Source organism: Microbacterium lacusdiani, from assembly GCF_054779895.1.
The window spans coordinates 1-18,802 of record NZ_BAAGXJ010000022.1 but is presented as its reverse complement, the minus strand read 5'-3'; the positions used below and the strand labels follow the sequence as shown (position 1 = coordinate 18,802).

At 69.5% G+C, this 18,802-nt stretch carries 19 protein-coding genes and 2 pseudogenes; 11 read left to right on the top strand and 10 right to left on the bottom strand.

The genetic code is table 11. The annotated features are described in order from the left end of the window. Positions 1 to 293 precede the first annotated feature (293 nt). Positions 294 to 1,634 (top strand): annotated as a pseudogene (dnaB, locus tag ACYVGN_RS11270) (replicative DNA helicase); the annotation flags it as partial. On the opposite strand, the gene ACYVGN_RS11265 reads toward dnaB, so the two are convergent. Continuing rightward, the gene (locus ACYVGN_RS11265) at positions 1,526 to 1,900 is read right to left on the bottom strand and encodes a hypothetical protein (protein ID WP_460790838.1); all 375 of its coding nucleotides are present in this window, start codon (positions 1,898 to 1,900) and stop codon (positions 1,526 to 1,528) included. The pseudogene dnaB and the gene ACYVGN_RS11265 sit on opposite strands and share 109 nt — an antisense overlap. Here ACYVGN_RS11265 and ACYVGN_RS11260 point away from each other — a divergent pair. Continuing rightward, positions 1,805 to 2,296, top strand: coding sequence for an FAD-binding protein (locus tag ACYVGN_RS11260; protein WP_460790849.1), 492 nt, complete (start codon positions 1,805 to 1,807; stop codon positions 2,294 to 2,296). The genes ACYVGN_RS11265 and ACYVGN_RS11260 overlap by 96 nt on opposite strands. Positions 2,297 to 2,390: 94 nt before the next feature. Here ACYVGN_RS11260 and ACYVGN_RS11255 read toward each other — a convergent pair whose 3' ends face one another. The 6 genes from ACYVGN_RS11255 to ACYVGN_RS11230 all read right to left on the bottom strand — a co-directional run bounded on the left by ACYVGN_RS11255 (position 2,391) and on the right by ACYVGN_RS11230 (position 8,404). Beyond that, entirely contained in the window at positions 2,391 to 3,488 is a 1,098-nt protein-coding gene (locus tag ACYVGN_RS11255; protein ID WP_460790836.1) for a glycoside hydrolase family 172 protein, read from the bottom strand. 31 nt (positions 3,489 to 3,519) lie between these two features. Next, a complete protein-coding gene (locus tag ACYVGN_RS11250) occupies positions 3,520 to 4,383 on the bottom strand; it encodes a carbohydrate ABC transporter permease (RefSeq protein ID WP_455970500.1) in 864 nt (287 codons plus the stop codon). Continuing rightward, complete coding sequence (locus ACYVGN_RS11245) at positions 4,383 to 5,309, bottom strand: carbohydrate ABC transporter permease (RefSeq protein ID WP_455970502.1); 927 nt, start codon at positions 5,307 to 5,309, stop codon at positions 4,383 to 4,385. The genes ACYVGN_RS11250 and ACYVGN_RS11245 overlap by 1 nt, the downstream gene beginning before the upstream one ends. A gap of 49 nt (positions 5,310 to 5,358) precedes the next feature. Next, positions 5,359 to 6,684: an ABC transporter substrate-binding protein gene (locus ACYVGN_RS11240; RefSeq protein ID WP_460790834.1), complete on the bottom strand. Its 1,326-nt coding sequence runs from the start codon at positions 6,682 to 6,684 to the stop codon at positions 5,359 to 5,361. 87 nt (positions 6,685 to 6,771) lie between these two features. After that, complete coding sequence (locus ACYVGN_RS11235) at positions 6,772 to 7,797, bottom strand: LacI family DNA-binding transcriptional regulator (protein WP_460790833.1); 1,026 nt, start codon at positions 7,795 to 7,797, stop codon at positions 6,772 to 6,774. Between the two features lie 121 nt (positions 7,798 to 7,918). Then, the gene (locus tag ACYVGN_RS11230) at positions 7,919 to 8,404 is read right to left on the bottom strand and encodes a PfkB family carbohydrate kinase (RefSeq protein ID WP_460790832.1); all 486 of its coding nucleotides are present in this window, start codon (positions 8,402 to 8,404) and stop codon (positions 7,919 to 7,921) included. Here ACYVGN_RS11230 and ACYVGN_RS11225 point away from each other — a divergent pair. Then, a pseudogene (locus ACYVGN_RS11225) lies at positions 8,360 to 8,761 on the top strand (glycoside hydrolase family protein); the annotation flags it as partial. The gene ACYVGN_RS11230 and the pseudogene ACYVGN_RS11225 overlap by 45 nt on opposite strands. A gap of 106 nt (positions 8,762 to 8,867) precedes the next feature. After that, positions 8,868 to 9,299 carry a GH32 C-terminal domain-containing protein gene (locus ACYVGN_RS11220; RefSeq protein WP_460790830.1) on the top strand — a complete coding sequence of 144 codons (432 nt, stop codon included), beginning with the start codon at positions 8,868 to 8,870 and terminating at the stop codon, positions 9,297 to 9,299. A gap of 87 nt (positions 9,300 to 9,386) precedes the next feature. Here ACYVGN_RS11220 and ACYVGN_RS11215 read toward each other — a convergent pair whose 3' ends face one another. Both ACYVGN_RS11215 and ACYVGN_RS11210 read right to left on the bottom strand, forming a co-directional pair. Then, positions 9,387 to 9,617 carry a hypothetical protein gene (locus ACYVGN_RS11215; protein ID WP_460790828.1) on the bottom strand — a complete coding sequence of 77 codons (231 nt, stop codon included), beginning with the start codon at positions 9,615 to 9,617 and terminating at the stop codon, positions 9,387 to 9,389. Next, the gene (locus ACYVGN_RS11210; RefSeq protein WP_460790826.1) at positions 9,535 to 9,828 is read right to left on the bottom strand and encodes a LacI family DNA-binding transcriptional regulator; all 294 of its coding nucleotides are present in this window, start codon (positions 9,826 to 9,828) and stop codon (positions 9,535 to 9,537) included. Before ACYVGN_RS11210 ends, ACYVGN_RS11215 begins: the two co-directional genes overlap by 83 nt. Here ACYVGN_RS11210 and ACYVGN_RS11205 point away from each other — a divergent pair. From ACYVGN_RS11205 to ACYVGN_RS11175, 7 genes are all read left to right on the top strand, one after another. Further along, positions 9,815 to 10,993 (top strand): LacI family DNA-binding transcriptional regulator, encoded by a 1,179-nt coding sequence (locus ACYVGN_RS11205; RefSeq protein ID WP_460790824.1) that lies wholly within the window; start codon positions 9,815 to 9,817, stop codon positions 10,991 to 10,993. The genes ACYVGN_RS11210 and ACYVGN_RS11205 overlap by 14 nt on opposite strands. A gap of 41 nt (positions 10,994 to 11,034) precedes the next feature. Further along, positions 11,035 to 12,324, top strand: a complete 1,290-nt coding sequence (locus ACYVGN_RS11200; RefSeq protein ID WP_460790823.1) for a sugar ABC transporter substrate-binding protein — start codon at positions 11,035 to 11,037, stop codon at positions 12,322 to 12,324. A 53-nt stretch (positions 12,325 to 12,377) separates the two neighbouring features. Continuing rightward, entirely contained in the window at positions 12,378 to 13,319 is a 942-nt protein-coding gene (locus tag ACYVGN_RS11195; protein WP_460790821.1) for a carbohydrate ABC transporter permease, read from the top strand. Between the two features lie 2 nt (positions 13,320 to 13,321). Further along, complete coding sequence (locus ACYVGN_RS11190) at positions 13,322 to 14,266, top strand: carbohydrate ABC transporter permease (RefSeq protein WP_460790820.1); 945 nt, start codon at positions 13,322 to 13,324, stop codon at positions 14,264 to 14,266. Continuing rightward, positions 14,263 to 15,207: a carbohydrate kinase family protein gene (locus ACYVGN_RS11185; RefSeq protein WP_460790818.1), complete on the top strand. Its 945-nt coding sequence runs from the start codon at positions 14,263 to 14,265 to the stop codon at positions 15,205 to 15,207. Before ACYVGN_RS11190 ends, ACYVGN_RS11185 begins: the two co-directional genes overlap by 4 nt. Before the next feature lie 78 nt (positions 15,208 to 15,285). Further along, entirely contained in the window at positions 15,286 to 16,254 is a 969-nt protein-coding gene (locus ACYVGN_RS11180; RefSeq protein ID WP_460790816.1) for a family 43 glycosylhydrolase, read from the top strand. 220 nt (positions 16,255 to 16,474) lie between these two features. Further along, positions 16,475 to 18,394 carry a glycoside hydrolase family 32 protein gene (locus ACYVGN_RS11175; protein WP_460790814.1) on the top strand — a complete coding sequence of 640 codons (1,920 nt, stop codon included), beginning with the start codon at positions 16,475 to 16,477 and terminating at the stop codon, positions 18,392 to 18,394. A gap of 111 nt (positions 18,395 to 18,505) precedes the next feature. On the opposite strand, the gene ACYVGN_RS11170 is transcribed toward ACYVGN_RS11175, so the two are convergent. Then, the gene (locus ACYVGN_RS11170; RefSeq protein ID WP_460790813.1) at positions 18,506 to 18,718 is read right to left on the bottom strand and encodes a hypothetical protein; all 213 of its coding nucleotides are present in this window, start codon (positions 18,716 to 18,718) and stop codon (positions 18,506 to 18,508) included. Between the last annotated feature and the right edge of the window lie 84 nt (positions 18,719 to 18,802).

Sequence of the window (18,802 nt, the reverse complement as noted above, 5' to 3'; positions counted from 1 at the left end):
CCAACCTTCAAGCCGACGTTTAATCACACCGTCATCCACAGGGTGTGGGTTCTCGAAACCCCAGATCGTCGTGGAGAAAAAAGTCATCTCCCGCCGGGCGCGTCGGAGTTCTCCACAGAGTGTTTCCACATACGTGTCGGCGGTTTCCGCAAGTCCTCCACAGAGTTATCCACAGGGTCGTTTGCACGGGGGAAACGGCGCACCTACGGTGAACGGGCGGATGTCGGGGGTCTCTGCTTTGCTGTCCTCCCGTACGGACGCAGCCACCACCCGACACTCGAGAGGACACCCCCATGTCGATCGCCGATATCGCCGACGACCGCCTCGGGGGCCGACGCGAGTCGGAGCGCACCCCTCCGCACGACCTGCTGGCCGAGCAGAGCGCGCTGGGCGGCATGCTCCTGTCGAAGGACGCGGTCGCCGACGTCATCGAGTCGCTGCGGGGGGCCGACTTCTACGTCCCCAAGCACGAGGTGATCTTCGAGGCGATCCTGTCCCTGTACTCGCACGGCGAGCCCACCGACGTGGTCGCGGTCACCGACGAGCTCATCAAGTCGGGCGACCTGCAGCGCGCGGGCGGCGCGGACTACCTGCACTCGCTCACGTCCATCGTGCCCACCGCGGCGAACGCGGGGTACTACGCCGGCATCGTCGCCGAGCGCGCCCTGCTGCGCCGCCTGGTGGACGCCGGCACGCGCATCGTCCAGATGGGCTACGCGGGCGAGGGCGAGGCCGTCGAGCTCGTCAACAGCGCGCAGGCGGAGATCTACAACGTCACGGGCGCGGAGAAGACCGAGGACTACGTGCCGCTGTCGATCGCGGTCGACGCGGCGATGGAGGAGATCGACGCCGCGAGCGGGCGCGACGGCAGCATGACCGGCGTGCCGACCGGCTTCAGCGAGCTGGACGAGCTGACCAACGGCCTCCACGGCGGTCAGATGATCGTGGTCGCCGCGCGTCCCGCGATGGGAAAGTCGACGCTCGCGCTCGACTTCGCCCGCGCGGCGGCGATCAAGCACAACCAGCCCGCCGTGTTCTTCTCGCTCGAGATGGGCAAGGCCGAGATCGCCATGCGCCTGCTCAGCGCCGAGGGGGCCATCCCCCTCCAGAACCTCCGCAAGGGCACGCTCGACTCGCGCGACTGGACCACGGTCGCGCAGACGCGCGGGCGCATCCACGAGGCGCCGCTGTACATCGACGACAGCCCCAACATGACGCTCGTCGAGATCCGCGCCAAGTGCCGCCGGCTCAAGCAGCGCGTGGGCCTGAAGATGGTCATCATCGACTATCTGCAGCTGATGACGAGCGGCAAGCGCGTCGAGTCGCGTCAGCAGGAGGTCTCGGAGTTCTCGCGCGCGCTCAAGCTGCTCGCGAAGGAGCTGCAGGTGCCGGTCATCGCGCTCTCGCAGCTGAACCGTGGACCCGAGCAGCGCACCGACAAGCGCCCCCAGGTCAGCGACCTGCGTGAGTCGGGCTCGATCGAGCAGGACGCCGACATGGTGATCCTGCTGCACCGCGACTCGGTCTACGACAAGGACACCCGCCCGGGCGAGGCCGACCTGATCGTCGCCAAGCACCGCAACGGCCCGACCGCCACCATCGAGGTCGCGTTCCAGGGCCACTTCAGCCGCTTCGCCGACATGGCGCCCGCGAACGACTTCGCGTAGGGTGACCACCCGCCCACCCCGCATCGCGGGGACCACCTGCGCTCGCCGCGAAGCTCGACGTTGGACGGGACATCCGCCCACGCGCCAAGGCCGTCCTCGCCGTAGGTGCGGTCGACCGTCACCGTGTCGCCGGTGACATCCAGGCGCACGGTCGGGCCCAAGCGTGCGTCGCGCACGAAGTCGTCGGACGTGCCGATCGTGTCGATGAACGATTGCACGAGTCCGTCCGGCATCACATAGTGCGAGTGCGCCCGGAACTGCCGCTGCCGGCGCAGGCCTTCACGGCGACGGTGGAAGCGTTCAACGCCTCGATCGACAGATCGATGCCGCTCGATCCGACGGTGCGGGACGGCCGGAGGGCCGAGGTGCAGCCGCCCAAATCGAACTGGGCCTCTCCGCTGGAGAAGCCGCCGTTCTACGCCTACCCGGTGACATGTGGGATCACCTTCACCTTCGGTGGCCTGCGCGGCGACATCGACGGGCGCGTACTCCGCGCGGACGGGTCGCCGATCCCGGGCCTGTTCGCCTGTGGCGAGATGTTCGGCGGGCTGTTCAGCGGCAACTACCCCGGCGGCTCCGGACTGGCGGCCGGAGCCGTCTTCGGCCGCCGCGCCGGCCGCGCCGCGTGAACCCTCCGGCGTCGCCGGCGGGCGGCAGCGCCGCGTGAACGGCGTGTGCCGAGGGGGACGTGTCCCGCCTCGGCACACGCCGGGGGGCAGCGGGTCAGCGGGGGGTGCGCTCGCGTGCTGCCGGAAGGGGCGCGAAGGCCCGGTTGACCGTGCTCTGGTACCAGTACGCCGTCGTGGAGATGTCATCGGACCGCTCGAACAGCCCGTGGTCCCAGGTGCCGATCTGCTGAACCGTGACGCGGAGCCGCTCCTGGAAGTAGATCGGGTCGGGAAGGTGCCAGCGGTACAGGCCGTGCATGGGCATCATCGCGGTCGTGAACTCCGACGCTCGCGTCGTGTCCGTCGCACTGCTGAAGGGGTATCCGAAATACGGTGCCGAGAAGGTGAGCGCACGCGGCTCCGGGTCGGCGCGCAGGGCGTCCTGGAACGCCCATGCGCCGCCGGCGTAGTCCTCCAGCCCCGTGCTGCACAGCGTGGGCAGATCGGTGTCGCCGTCCACGAAGAACTTCACCTCGCCCTCGCCCCACCAGTAGCGCTGCAGCGATGCGAGGGCGACGTAGGTGCCGACGTAGGTGCCGCTGCCTTCGACGCCGTCCAGGATGACGTGATCCTCGCCCGGCGCGGTGGATCCGTTGCTGCGACGCCACTGCGCGTGGAAGTACCCCGGCCACTCGTCGAAGTCGTCGCCGGTCGTGTAGTCGATCTGGAAGAACACGTGGCCGAGGTCCTCGCCGTGCTCGCTGCTCAGCTCGATGCGCGCGCCGGTGCGGAACGGCATCGGGAAGTAGGAATTCATGCCTCCCGTGGGGGCGACCACGATCGGCTCCGACGTGACGAGGGCGCGCTCGCCGAATCCGTTGCAGAAGAAGTCGCCCAGGGGCACCTCGACGGAGGGGTGCTCTGAGCCGTCCCAGTACGCCCGCAGGACGAGGTCGCGCAGCACGAACGGCCCCGACGGCGTCTTGTCGGTCACCGTGATCCAGATGTGCCGGATCACCCCGGGCCCGTCGATCTGGGCGAGCGTCACGGTGTCGCCGGCAGGCAGGGCGTACCACGCGCTGCCCTTCCGGCCAGGGCCGAGGTGCGAGCTGGCGGTGCCGGCGGAGCCGGGCGCTCCCGTCGGGTTCTCTGCGTTGATGGCGCGACTGCGGCGCGTCCCGTCGTTGCGGAGGGAGTTCCACTGGATCGGCATGAAGCCTCTTTCGTTCTCGGTGGGATGAGGGTCATTTGACAGCGCCCGCGGTCACGCCGCGGCTGATCGTGCGCTGGAAGATGAGGAAGAACACGAGGGTCGGGATGAGAGACAGCAGCGAGCCGGCGTTGACGACCGTGATGTCGATGGAGTGCTGGCCGCGGAGGGTGGACAGCGCGATGGGCACCGTCTGCGACGCCGGATCGCCGAGCAGGATCAGCGGGATGTAGAACTCGTTCCACGACCAGATGAAGGTGAACACCACGAGCACGGTGAGGGTGGGACGGACGATCGGGAACACCACGGTCCACAGGATGCGCCAGCGTCCCGCTCCGTCGATCGCAGCAGCCTCGAGCACCTCCCGCGGGAAGGTCGACATCACGCTCGAGAGGATGTACGTGCCGTAGGCGGCCCAGAGCACGATGAACACGACGACGATCGACCAGATGGAGTTCAGCAGCCCGGTCGCCTGCGCTCCGTAGAAGAGCGGATAGATCAGGGCCTCGTGCGGCACCATCGTCGCGACGAGCAGCAGCGCTGTGATGGCGGTGTTGGCGCGGATCCGGCCGATCCCGATCGCGTAGGACGCGAGCAGCGCCAGCGCGGTGCCGGCGAAGGCGATCACGGTCGAGCTCAGCACGGAGTTCCACAGGGCGCGAGGGAAGTCGACCCGGCTCAGATAGCTCGTGAACGCCTCGAACGTGAAGGTGGTCGGCCACGCCAGGGGGCCGTTCGTGCTGTAGTCGGCGCCGGTCTTGAACGCGTTCAGCACGAGCAGCAGGAAGGGTGCGGCCATCAGGACGGCCACCGTCACGGCGAGCGCCAGCATGAGCCAGTTCAGCGGCGTCCGCCTTCTGCGGCTCGATCGCGGAGCGGGGGCGAGCGTTGCCGACATCAGCGGGGCTCCTTCCGGGTTTCGCGATGCTGCCAGGTGAGCATCACCGCGGCGACGATGAAAATGACGAGCGACATCACGGTGGCGATGGTCGAGCCGTAGCCGACGCGAGAGAGTTCGAAGAAGCTGCGGTAGGCGTAGTAGGACGGAACGACCGTGGAGTTCTCCGGGCCGCCGCCGGTCAGGATGAGAATCGGCGCGAAGACCTTCAGCGCGGCGATCGTGGCGGTGAGCACCACGACGAAGATCTCGGGTCGGATCTGAGGGATCGTGATCGCCTGGAACCGCCGCCACCAGCCGGCGCCGTCGAGCTCCGCCGCCTCATAGAGCTCCGGATCGACGCGCTGCAGCGCCGACATGAAGATGACGACGGGGTAGCCGATCTGCAGCCACACCAGCATGAGCATGACGCTGTAGACGGCGATGCCGGGATCGCCGAGCCAGTCCGGCGGATCCTGGATGCCGAGGCTGCGCAGCATGAGGCTGAGCGAGCCCTGCTGCGTGTTCAGGATCGTCGACCAGATGAAGCCGGCGACGGCGATCGGCAGGATCTGCGGCAGGTAGTACGTCGCGCGGAGCACGGCGATGGCTCGGTCGCCGAACCGGCGCCCGAGGTAGTCGAACAGCAGCGCTGCGAGGAGGATGCCGATGATCGTCGGGATGACCGTGATCGCGACGATCATCGCCACGCTGTTCTGGAACGACCGCCAGAAGGTCTCGTCGGTGAACAGTGTGAGGTAGTTGTCCAGCCCGGCCCACCGCATGGGCGCCTGGCCGCCCTTCCAGTGGAACAGGCTGGTGTAGACGTTCATCGCGAACGGGGCCGCGACGACGATGACGAACCCTGCGGCGAGGGGGAGCAGATAGAGCCAGTAGGCGCCGCGGTGCTCGAGCGAGCGGCGAGGGCTTCTGAGGCGTGCAGCCATGGTGTGTCCTCCGGGGAGGTGGGGGCCCGCGGGGCGGGCCCCCACGGATTCAGCCGGCGAGAGCGACGTCGCGGCCCTCGTCGTAGAACTTCTGGAGCTCGGCGGTCCACTCGTCGGCGGTCATGTTGCCGTTCGACATCGCCTGCATCCCCGACTGGATGAAGTCGAGGAATCCGGGCACCGGGTAGTCCGGGTAGAAGCTCAGAGTGTCGGCGTCGAGCAGCTCGTTGAAGCGCTCGGTGTACTCACGCGTGAGCTCGTCCTCGATCGTCGAGGCGTCACCCGCCAACGGCAGGCCGCCCAGCTGGCCGATCTTGTTCTGCACCTCTTCGCTCAGCGTGATGTCGATCCAGTCGTACGCCAGCTCCTTGTTCGTGGCGTTGGCGGGCACGCCCCAGAGGTGCCCACTCGAGCCCATCTGCATGTTGGCGCCCGGCAGGGTGAAGTAACCCCAGTCGAAGTCGGCCTGCTCGCGGATGCGCGCGAACTCGCCCTGGTTCCAGATCAGCATCGCCTTGTCGCCGCTGAGGAAGTTCACGGTGGCCTGCTCGAAGTTCAGCCCGCCCAGCTCGGTGCCGACGTAGCCCTTGTCGATCCACTCCTGGAACCGCTCCGCGGCGTCACTCCACGGGCTGGCCGAGAAGTCGACGGGCTCGCGGAGGAACATGAAGTCGTCGATCGAGGTCCGATCGGCGCCCGCCGAGACGAGCGAGTACCAGACCCACATCTGGTTGAAGCCCTGGCTGGTCGCGGCGGAGGAGGAGATCGGCGTGATGCCCGCGGCGAGGAGCTTGTCCATCGCGGCCTCGAACTCGTCGAGGTCGGTGGGCTCCTCGGTGATGCCCGCCTCGGCGAACAGCTCCTTGTTGTAGTAGAACATCACGTACTCGCCGATGTTCGGGACGCCGTACCAGTCGCCCGACCCAGCCAGCCCCTGCTCGTCGTACTGGGCGAAGGCCTGCATGGCGCCGGTGATCTTCTCGTCCCAGCCGCGCGCCTTCGCGACATCCGTCAGCGGAGCCAGCAGGCCCTGGGCGGCGAGCTGGCCGCCGTCTGCGTTGCCCTTGTTGAACTCGATGACGTCGGGCACGTCGCCGCCCGTGAGGGTGATCTTCGCGTTCTGGCGGGCGGCGTCGAAGCTCGTCGTCTGGAAGTCGACCTCGACATCCGGGTGCTTCTTCTTGAACAGCTCCAGGGCGAGCTGCCATCCCTGGCCCTGGGCGGTCTCGGGGTTCTCGTACTGAAGGATCGTGAAGGTCTTGTCGCCTCCCTCGCCTGCATCGCTGCCAGCGCATCCGGCAAGGGAGACCGCCACGGCGGTCGCGGCGACGGTGCCGACGACCCCACGCAGGGCGTTGCGGGTTGTCACTCTCATTTCTCTCCTCTTCTCAGAAGGTCCGGCGCATGGGCACGACGGACACCGGGCGCACACGGTGTGCGGCCGGACGATGGGCGGACGGATCTAGGCGGACGGCAGGCCGACGGACGCCCGGACGACGAGGGGACAGGGAAGGGTCTCGATGCCCGGTGGGGCGGTGACCTCGCCGTGGAGGCGGTCGATGATGCGCTTCGCGGCCCACGCGCCCATGTCGTGATGGGGCAGCCGGACGGTGGTGAGGCCCGGACGCAGGGCGTCGGCGATGAATCGCTGGTCGTCGAAGCCCACGACGGAAACGTCGTCGGGGATCCGCATGCCCAGGTCTCCCGCGGCCTGGTAGACGGCGAACGCGATCTGATCCGAGAAGCAGAAGACCGCGGTCGGCCGATCGCTGCGCTCGAGCAGTGCCCGCACCGGTCCGTATGCCGACGCGGTCGCGGTGTCGCCCAGGGTGAGGACGAGGCTGGGGTCGGACGCGATGCCGTGCGCGCTGAGCGCCTCGAGGTACCCCGTGCGTCGAAGCGTCGATGCCACGTACGCGTCGTCGCCGACATTGCAGAACGCGATCCGCCGGTGCCCGGCCTCGGCCAGGTGAGCCGTGGCGGCGTAGGCGCCGCCACGCTCGTCGGGGACCACCCCGTCGGCGATCCTCTCGTCGGAGGGGAAGCCATCCAGCACCACGACCGGGATGGTCGGCGGCACGACGGGCAGGTCGACAGCGCGGTGGAACTCGGCCGCGACGATGAGCCCGTCGATGTCGCGCTGCAGCAGTGAGCGCGACGACTGCTCCAGCAGCTCGGTGCGGTTCGTCGTGTCGATGATCATCGCCAGGTAGCCCGATTCCCACGCGACACCCTGCACGCCCTCGAGCATCCGCCCGGCGAACGGCACGCTGGCGACCCGATCGCTCAGTACGCCGATCGTGTGCGTGCGCTTGGTCTTCAGCCCGCGAGCGAGCTGGTTCGGGATGTAGCCCATGTCGTCCGCCGCGTGGCGGATGCGCGCGGCGGTCTGCGCGTTCACCCGTCCCTCATGGCGATCGTTGAGGACGAGCGACACGGCGGACGCCGAGACGCCCACCGCGGCAGCGAGGTCCTTCAACGTGATCACGACGACTCCTTCGGCATCAATCGTTTGACCGGCTTCGTCAAACGATTGATGTGACCGTACGAGCGTCAAACGCGTTGACGCAAAACGCCGTTGCCGAACCGTTACCGTCGCGTGCTCGAGCTCAGCGGGAACCCCTCCGCTCGCTCAGCGCGGAGGTCACCTCGGCGGCGTCGGGGAGGTCGGCTCCGGCGCGCTGCACGGTGATGGCGGCGGCGGTCGTGGCGAAGACCAGCGCCTGCTCCAGCACTCCCTCGCTCGGGTGCCCGACGAGCGACGGATCCGCCGCGAGGCGGTGGATGAGAGCCGCCATGACCGTGTCGCCGGCACCCACCGTGTCGACGACCTGGACCGCCGGGCCGGCGACGGCCGCGCGCACGGGGGCGGCCGCGATCGCGCCATCCCCGCCGAGAGTGATCGCCACCAGGGATGACCCGTTCTCCAGCAGCAGGTCGGCGACCTGCTCAGGCGCCCTGTCGGGCCGGAGCCACGCGGCATCCTCGTCGCTCAGGTTCACCACGTGCGCGTGCCGCGCCAGGCGCAGCACCTGCTCCACGGCGGCACCATGTTCTCCAACGAGAGCCGGCCGGATGTTGGGGCCGAAGGTCACGATCGCGTGCGTGGCGACCTGTTCCCCATGGCCGTCGAGGGGGATCCCGAGCGCACCACCTGGGTGCTGGGGGTCAGCGCCAATGGCGAGCAACACGGCCGCACCACCGGCTACGCCTACTGGACCGGGGGCCTGGGACGGGCAGGACTTCACGCCCGACGCCGACGAGCCGCGCTGGCTCGACGGCGGCGCCGCCTTCTATGCCGCGGCACGTGGCCCGACGTCGAGCACCCGCTGGAGCGGCGGTACGTGATCGGCTGGATGAACAACTGGGCGTACGCCGGAGAGCTGCCGACGAGCGACTGGCCGGGAGGCGTCATGTCCCTGCCGCGCGAGCTGACGCTGCGGGACCGCGACGGCGCGCTCGTCCTCGCGTCTCGTCCGGTCGGCCTAGCTCGGCAGGCTCGAGGGCGCGGCGATCGGCACGGCGGACGCGACGGTCACGGCGGGATCCGCCAAGGAGGTGGCGCTGCCCGACGGCGATGCGTTCCGGTTGTGGATGTCGCTTCGCCAGGATCCGGATGGGCCCGTGCGCGAGGCGCGCATCCGCATCGCCGGATCCGACGGATCCTTCGCGACCGTCGGATACGACTTCGCGCGCGAGGCGGTGTTCCTGGCGCGGGATGCGGATGCGGCGGCATCGGGGATGCCCGACGAGTACCGGCGGATCCGCACGGAGCGCGTCGCGACCGAGGACGGTGCGATCCGGCTGGACGTGATCGTGGACCGGTCCTCGATCGAGGTGTTCACTCAGGATGACGTCGCCGCCGTGAGCAGCCTGGCCTTCCTCGGGGCGGGCGATCGGGCCGTGTCCGTCTCGTCCGTCGGAGGCGGCACGGTCGCGGAGCGGATCAGCGCCGCGCCGCTCCGAGTCGCCGCTCCCGAGCGGTGGTGAGGCTCAGGCCGGGGGAGCGACCGAACCCCGCGCGATGAGCGTACCCCCGCAGGGCGGTCTGCGCCGGCTCCGGGGCGGTGCCGTCGATCAGATCGGGCAGCCGCTCCACGGCCCACCGGCCCATGTCGTAGTGGGGGAGGGCCACCGTGGTGAGGGGCGGCAGCAGCGCGCGGCGGCGACCTGGTAGACGCCCATCGCCACCTCGTCGTTGAAGCAGAAGACGGCGGTGGGCCGATCAGGGCGATCCAGCAGCTCGGCCGCGGCCCCGCGGCCACCCTCGGTGTCGGCGCTGGTGCGGGAGATGAGCGACTCGTCCACGGCGATGCCGGCCCGCTCGAGCGCCGCTGAGAGCGTTCGAGACGGTCGTGGGCGAGACGCCGGCCGCGGCGGCGACATCCTTGATCCCGACGCGTCGGGTAGCCGGCTCATCGCTCGCTCCGCCAGCGTAGGCGGTGACGGCCGTCGCCCGGCAGCACCCGGCAGCGGCGGCCGGATGCTCGTCTTGACGAGACGCGGTGGCGTGGTCCACAATCAGTTCCGACGCGTTAAATCGATTTAGCAAACTTCAGCACAGAGATCTTCAGCACAGAGAGGTGCCCGCGATGGCGAGGGTCCGGATCTCCGACGTGGCGGCTGCCGCCGGCGTCTCGGTGACCACGGTCTCGCTTGTGATGAATGACGTCGAGGCGCGCATCCCCGAGGAGACGCGCCACCGTGTGCGCGAGGCGGCGCGCGCGGTCGGCTACGAGCCCAGCTCGGTCGCCCGGGGCCTGCGCACCCAGCGCACACGCACCGTGGGTCTCATCTCCGACCAGATCGCCACGACCCCCTTCGCGGGGCGCATGCTCGCCGGTGCGCAGGATGTCGCGCGCGAGCACGGACATCTCGTCTTCCTGGTGGACACGGGCGGCGACGCATCGATCGAGTCCGAGGCTGTGCGCGCACTCGCGGCTCAGCAAGTGGACGCCATGATCTACGCGTGCATGTGGCACCGCGTGGTCGATGCCCCGCAGGGACTGCCGGCGAAGACTGTGTTCCTCGACTGCCGCCCGAGCGCGGGCGGGCACCGCAGCGTGGTTCCCGACGATCGCGCGGGAGGCGCGGCCGCCGTCCGCGAGCTGGTCGAGGCGGGGCACCGCCGCATCGCTTACATCGACACCGACGACGCCACGACGCCCATCGCCTCGTCCCTGCGCTACGAGGGTTACGTCGAGGTGCTCGAGCAGGCCGGGATCCCTGTCGACCCCGCCCTGCGTGTCCGGGCCCAGACCTCCGCGCACGGTGGACGTGCCGCCGCGGAGGCCCTGCTCGACCTGCCGCCGGACCAGCGTCCGACCGGAATCTTCTGCTTCAACGACCGCATCGCGGCCGGCGTCTACATCGCCGCGCACCGCCGCGGTCTCGACATTCCCCGCGACCTGTCCGTCGTCGGCTACGACGACCAGCAGCTCATCGCGGCGGAGCAGGATCCTCCCCTCACCACCGTCGCCCTGCCCCACTACGCCATGGGTCGCTGGGCGATGGAGGTCGCGCTCGGCGTCCGTGCGGAGGGGGATGTGGACGCCACGCACCTGATGGAGTGTCCCGTCATCCGACGAGACTCTGTCGGCCCGCCGCCGGCGCAAGTCGCCAAACCGAACCGGCGACGGGCTTCACACACCGATCAGCCGCCGGAGGCGGCTCTCGATCGGTGACTCACGCAGGCGTGAGTCACCAAGAAAAGGAAACCACACCCATGCGCAGCAGAATCCCGCTCGTCCTCTCGGCCGGGCTCGTCACCGCCGTTGCCCTCACCGGCTGCGGGCAGGCCGGTCAGGGCGACGCCACGACGGCGGACGGCAAGACCCCGCTCACCATGTGGACCCACTCGGCCGGCAACCCCGCCGAGCTTGAGGTCTACGAGCAGATCATCGACGACTTCAACGCCTCGCAGGACGAGTACGAGGTCGTGCACGAGTCGTTCCCGCAGGGCGCCTACAACGACGCCATCGTCGCTGCCGCGACCTCGGGCGACCTCCCGTGCCTGCTCGATCTCGACGGGCCGATCATGCCGAACTGGGCGTGGGCAGGCTACCTGCAGCCTCTCGGCATCTCGAGCGACATCACCGACTCGCTGCTGCCCACGGCGGTCGGCAAGTGGGACGGCGAGATCTACTCGGCCGGGTACTGGGACGCAGCGCTCGGCATCTTTGCGCGCAAGTCGGTGCTCGACGAGAACGGCATCCGCATCCCGACCGCCGAGGACCCCTGGACAAAGGACGAGTTCACCGAGATCCTCGCCACGCTGAAGGCGGCCGGATACGAGACCCCCATCGACATCGGCGCCGAGGACACAGGCGAGTGGTGGCCGTACGCGTACTCGCCGCTCCTTCAGAGCTTCGGCGGCGACCTCGTCGACCGCGACTCCATGCTCTCCGCCGATGGCGTGCTCAATGGCGAGGAGGCGGTGGCCTGGGGCGAGTGGTTCCAGGGCCTGTTCGAGGAAGGCTACGCGGATGCCGGCGGCACCGTGGGGAACCAGGAGTTCGTCGACGGCGACGTCGCGCTCAGCTACACGGGCGTGTGGAACGCCCTCGCGTCGGTGGATGCGATCGGCGACGACCTGCTCATCCTGCCCCCGGTCGACCTCGGTGAGGGGCCGAAGATCGGCGGCGGCTCGTGGCAGTGGGCCATCTCGTCGTCGTGCGACGACCCGGAGGGTGCGCGGGCGTACCTCGAGTTCTCGTTCCAGGACGAGTACGTGACGCAGTTCGCCGACAAGCAGATCGTGATCCCGGCCACCGAGAGTGCCGCCGAGGCGTCGAAGTACTTCGGCGAAGACGGCGTGCTGCGTCCGTTCGTCGAGTTCTCGCAGGAGTATGCGGTGCTGCGTCCCGAGACCCCGGCGTACGCGGTGATCTCGTCGACGTTCGAGACCGCGGCGAAGGACATCATGAGCGGCGCGGATGTGAAGCAGACGCTCGACAACGCGGTCGCCCAGATCGACGCCAACATCGAGTCGAACGACGGCTACGGCTTCGAGTGACTCACCGACGCCGGGGGCCGGAAGGCCCCCGGCGTCCCACGAAAGCAGACCCGATGACAGTCACCCCTCCGACGACTGCCGCCGAGACCCCTCGGCGCGCGTTCCGTCGCTTCCGCTCCTCGAAGGGACGCGAGACGTGGGCGGGCCTCGGCATGATGGCCCCCGCCGCGATCCTCCTCGTCCTGTTCCTCGTCGTCCCGGTGATCCTCGCGTTCACTCTGTCGTTCACGAACGCGCGCCTGATCTCGCCGAACCCGCCGCGGTTCGTCGGGCTCGACAACTTCGTGCGCGCGTTCACCGCCGATCCGGTGTTCCTGCAGTCGGCGTGGAACACCTTCCTCTTCGCGCTCGTCGTCGTTCCCGTCCAAGCGGGACTCGGTCTGGTGCTCGCAGTGCTGGTGAACCGCCGGATGCGCGGCACCACGCTCTTCCGCGTGATCTTCTTCATCCCGGTGGTGACGTCGATCGTCGTCGTGTCGATCCTCTGGAAGTTCATGTACCAGAAGGACGGGCTCGTCAACTCGATGATCGACACGCTCACGTTCGGTGCGTGGAGCGGCGTCGACTGGCTGAACAACCCCAGCACGGCGCTCGGCGCCATCATCGTGCTGTCCATCTGGCAGGCCGTCGGCTTCCACATGATCATCTGGCTCTCGGGCCTGCAGACGATCCCGGAGGAGCTCTACGAGGCGGCCCGGATGGACGGGGCGAGCCCCTGGCGGCAGTTCACGAACGTCACGTGGCCCGGCCTGCGTCCCACCATGGTCTTCGTGCTCGTGACGATCACGATCGCGGCCCTCGGCCTGTTCGTCCAGGTGGACGTGATGACGCAGGGCGGCCCCACGGGCTCGACCTCGACCATCGTCTTCCACGCCGTGCGCAAGGGATACGAGCAGCAGGAGATCGGGTACGCCGCGGCGATCTCGCTGATCTTCTTCGTGGCCGTGCTCGCCGTCGCGCTCGTGCAGCGCTGGATCACGCGAGAGAAGGATTGAGCATGTCCGCCACACGCACCCTCACGACGGCGCCCGGCGGCCGCCGCGCGGTCGCCTCCGCGGCGAGCGAGTCGTCGCGCCGCACCCGGGGCAAGGTCTTCACCTATGCCGCGATGACCGTGCTCGCCCTGTTCTTCCTGTTCCCGCTCGTGTTCATGTTCGTGTCGAGCCTCAAGCCCGACGCGCAGATCCTGCAGGACATCGATTCGCCCGCGGCGTTCCTGCCGGTCGGCGACATCAGCCTCGACAACTACTTCGGCGTCTTCGATCGCGTGCCGGTCGCCCAGTTCCTGTTCAACTCGGTGCTGGTGACGGTGCTGACCGTGGGCCTCGGCCTCCTGATCAATTCCATGGCGGGTTTCGCGCTGTCCCGGCTGGAGTGGAAGGGACGCGCCGTCGTCCTCGCCTTCGTGATCGCGACGCTCATCGTGCCGTTCGAGACGATCGCCGTTCCGATGGTCTATTGGGTCGCGCAGCTTCCCACCCTCGTCTTCGAGGGCGGGGTGCTGAAGTACGACTTCGGCTGGCTCAACACGTACGAGGTGCAGATCGTGCCGTTCATCGCGAACGCCTTCTCGATCTTCCTGTTCACGCAGTATTTCTCGACGATCCCGAAGTCGCTGGACGAGGCGGCGCGGATCGACGGCGCGAGCTGGTTCACGATCTATGCGCGCATCCTCGTCCCGCTGTCGGGCCCCGCGTTCGCCACCGTGGCGATCCTCACCTTCCTGCCCGCGTGGAATCAGTACCTCTGGCCGCTGATGGTGGTGCAGAAGGAGGAGCTGCGGCCGGTCATGGTCGGCATGCAGTACTTCTTCCAGCTCAACACCGCCTGGGGCGAGGTGATGGCGTACACGTCGCTCATCACGATTCCGGTGCTGATCGTGTTCCTGGTGTTCCAGCGGGCGTTCGTCAGCAGCATCGCCGCGAGCGGGGTGAAGGGATGAGCGGCGCAGAGCGCATCGTCGTCGTCGGCGAGGCCCTCGTCGACGTGGTCCACCGCGCGGACGGCGCCGTGCACGAGGCGCCCGGCGGCAGTGCCGCGAACACGGCGCTCACCCTCGGACGGCTCGGGCGCGCGCCCCTGCTGGTCACCCGGCTCGGGGACGACGACCGCGGCGGGGTGCTGCGGCGCTGGCTCGGGGAGTCGGGCGCCGATGTCGCCGCCGCGGACGCCCCGCGCACGGCGAGCGCGACCGCTCGTCTCGACGCGACGGGGTCGGCGACGTACGCGTTCGACATCGCATGGGATCTCGGGCCCGACCTTCCGCGACTGCGGGCGCTCGTCGAGCGGTCGGCGGGCCTCGTCCACGTGGGGTCCATCGGCGCGCTGCTGGCGCCCGGGGGCGACCAGGTGCGCGAGATCGTGCGCGGCGCGCGCGCCGGGGCGACGGTGACGTACGACCCGAACATCCGGCCATCCCTCGTCGACGACCCCGATGGCGTGCGGGCGCGGGTCACCGAGCTCGTGGGCCTGGCGGATGTCGTGAAGGCGAGCGACGAGGATCTGCAGTGGCTTCACCCCGGGCGCGACGTCGTCGACATCGCCCGGGAGTGGGCGTCGCTCGGTCCGGCGTTCGTGGTGGTGACCCTCGGTGCGGACGGCGCGGTCGCCGTGACCCGGCGGGGTGACGTGGTGCGGGTGCCGGCCGTGGCGACCGCGGTCGTCGACACCGTGGGCGCCGGCGACACGTTCATGGGCGTGCTGATCGACGGCGTCGCCGAACGCGGCGGGCTGGCCGGGGCGCTGCGCGCGCCGGACGGCGGCCTCGACACGCGCGCTCTCGAGGCGCTGCTGCGCCGCTGCGCGACGGCGGCGGCCGTCACCGTTTCGCGTCCGGGGGCGGATCCGCCGCGGCGTGACGAGCTCGACGCCCTCCTGCCCTGACCCGCCGACTGACCGCGGCCATCCGGCCGCCCCGCTATCTCCGCGCGCCCTCAGGCGCACGATTCGAAGGAGTCCACCGTGTTCGACCTTCCCGGTTCCTGGGTCTGGGACTACTGGTTCGCCGATGACGGCGACCGCTATCACCTGTTCTTCCTGTACGCCTCGCGGGCCCTGCACGACCCGGACGCCCGGCACTACCGCGCCTCCGTCGGGCACGCGGTGTCCACCGACCTCGTCGAATGGACGCAGGTGGCGGACGCCCTCGTGCGCAGCGACGCTCCCGCGTTCGACGATCTGGCGACCTGGACGGGGTCGGTGGTGCGTCATCCGGACGGCACGTGGTTCATGTTCTACACGGGCTCGTCGCTCGCGGCCGACGGCAAGAACGTGCAGCGCATCGGCTATGCCACCTCGCCCGACCTCGACGTGTGGACCAAGGCGGAGGGGCCGGTGCTCGAGGCCCGCGGCCCCTGGTACGAGAAGCTCTCGAGCGGAGCCTGGCACGACGAGGCGTTCCGCGATCCGTGGGTCTTCGCCGATCCGGAGGGCGAGGGCTGGCACATGCTGATCACGGCGCGCGCGGCGGAGGGCCCCGTCCTCGGCCGCGGCGTGGTGGGTCACGCGTGGTCGGCCGACCTGCGCACGTGGCAGCTGCGCGAGCCGCTCAGCGCGCCGAGCGAGAACGGCTTCGGGCAGCTCGAGGTGTTCCAGGCAGAGGTGGTCGACGGGCGCCCGGTGCTGATCTTCTCGTGCCTCGGCGAGCACACCACACCCTCCCGGCGCGACAGCCGGGGCGGCACGTGGGCGGTGCCGGCGGGCGGGCTGCTGGGCCCGTACGACGTGGACGCCGCCTATCCGCTCACGGACCAGAGCCTCTACGTCGGGCGCCTGCTGCGTCGCCGCTCGGATGGGCAATGGCTGCTGTTCGCGTTCCGCAACGAGGGCGCCGACGGCGAGTTCGTCGGCGGCATCACCGACCCGATGCCCGTCGGCTGGGAGCGCGATCGGCTGGTCGTGCTCGACACCGCTCGGGTGCCGGCCGCCTGACACGAACGGCCGGGGTCTCGCGGACGGGCCCCGGCCGCCTGACACGAACGGCGGGGTCTCGCGGACGGGCCCCGGCCGCCCGCCTCGGGCGGGACGGACGTCCGCTCGATCAAAGGATGACGATGATGTCAGCTTCAGCACGCAGGCTCGCGGTCCTGCTCGTCGGCGCATTCGCCGCAGGGGCCGCGGGCGTGGCCGTCGGTGTCGGCGGCGGCGCGGCGTGCCTGCCACCGCGGACACCGCCGACGAGTACCGGGCGCAGTATCACTTCACGGTGCCGGACCACTGGAAGAACGACCCGCAGCGTCCGGTCTTCATCGATGGGAAGTTCCACTACTACTACCTGTACAACGCCGACTACGACGCCGACCCCAGTGCCAACCACGGCACCGCGTGGCGTCTCGCGACCTCGTACGACGGCGTCGTGTTCGCCGACCAGGGGGCCGCCGCCGAGAAGAAGACCAACGCGAACTACGACCTCTGGTCGGGGTCGGCGGTGGTCGACGCGCAGAATACCGCCGGCTTCGGCGCCGGAGCCGTGGTGATGCTCGTGACGCAGATGGATCATCCGACGCCGGAGCAGCAGGCGACGGCGAAGGGGCCGCAGGCGCAGTTCCTCTGGTACTCGACGGACGGCGGGCGCAACTTCCGGCCGTACGGCGAGGACCCTGTGATCCCGAATGGAGGGCGAGCCGACTTCCGTGATCCCAAGGTCATCTGGGACGAGGAGCGCGAACGCTGGGTGGCGCTCATCGCAGAGCGGGACCGCGTGAGCTTCTACACCTCGCCGGATCTCAAGACGTGGTCGCGCGCGTGGGAGTACGTCAACACGGGGATCGGCACGATCGAGTGTCCTGACCTGTTCCGGATCCGCGCGGACGACGGCACCCTGAAGTGGGTCTTCGGCGTCAGCGCGAACGGCTACGCCACCGGCGAGCCGGCGACGTTCGCCTATTGGACGGGCGAGTTCGATGGCACGTCGTTCGCGTTCGATCAGACCGCGCCCCAGTGGCTCGACCACGGCTTCGACTGGTACGGGGCCGTCACATGGGAGGACCCTGCGGCTCCGCTGGATCGTCGCCTCGCGGTGGGGTGGATGAACAACTGGGACTACGCGCACTCGACGCCGACGTGGGCAGCGGGCGGCTTCAACGGCACCGACTCGATCACCCGAGAGCTGCGGCTGAAGCGGTTCGGGTCGGAGTTCAGTCTCGTCTCGCAGCCGGTGGCCGCGCTCGATCGGATCGCCACGAGCCGCACCGAGCTGGGCGACGTGACCGTCGACGGCTTCCTGCCGCTCGCCTACGAGGGCGACGCCTACCGCCTCGAGGCCGAGGTCACGTGGGAGCAGGCCGCGAACATCGGGATGCAGCTGCGCCGCTCGGCCGACGGCTCGCGGCACGCGGATGCCGGCGTGACCCGCGACTACGCCTACCTGAACCGCGGTCAGACGGGGTACCCGGCGGGCACGTGGAAGACCGAGAGCCGCACCCCGTTCGACGGCCGCCGCGGCACGGTGCGCCTGCGCGTGCTCGTCGACCGCACCACGATCGAGCTGTTCATCGACGACGGCCGGTACGTGCACTCCAGCCAGGTCTTCGCCCCGCCGGGAGATGACGGCCTCGCGCTCTATACGTCCGGCGGGCCCGCCGTCTTCCGCGATCTGACCATCACCGAGTTCGGCAGCGTCGCCCAACGCCCGGCGAAGCTGATCGCGGACTTCGAGGGCTCGGCGTGGGGCGAAGGCTGGACAGCGACGGGAGACCTCGCCGCAGCGGGCACCAGCGCGGCCGACTTGAGCGGGCAGGTGGGTGCACGAGTTGCCGACACCTTCGCGGGCGGCGGCGACAGCGCGACGGGCACGATCACCTCGCCGCCGTTCACGATCGACCGCAACTTCGTCCACTTCCAGGTCGGCGGCGGCAGCCACCCGCTGGGCGTGGAGCCGACGACATCCGTCCAACTGCTCGTCGACGGGCAGCCGGTGCGCACCGCTACCGGCGAGGACACCGCCCATCTCCGCCATGTCGAGTGGGACGTGCGAGATCTGGCCGGCAGGGCGGCGCAGTTCCAGATCCTCGACGACGCCACCGGGGCTTGGGGCCACCTGATGGTGGATCAGGTCACCTTGAGCGACTGAGCCGTACGCGGTGCGGATGGCGACCTCGCTGGTGGGTTGCCGTCCGCACCGCGTGGGGTGGGCGTTGCCCCGAAGGTCTGCCGCCGCGGAACATGCGCGCCCTGTTACGGATCACTTCTGCGACGGCTGCGTACGGTGCGACCGGGCGATCTCCCTTCGTCCCAGACGCGCCGCCAGGGCGATGCGATCGAGTGCGCTTTCGGCGGCTTGCCTATCCCCGCGTTCGTGCGCACCCGCGAGGGCCTTCGACCAGACGTCGATCGCCTCGGCGACACCGATCTGGAACCGGGATGCTGTCAACTGGTCTTCCGGGCGGTACGGCATGAGTCTCCTCCAAAACGGGCTCATCGCAGCTGAGCGTGTAGCGGTCGGCAACGTCGGGGTCCCCGGGTAGGCGTCGAGGTCTCC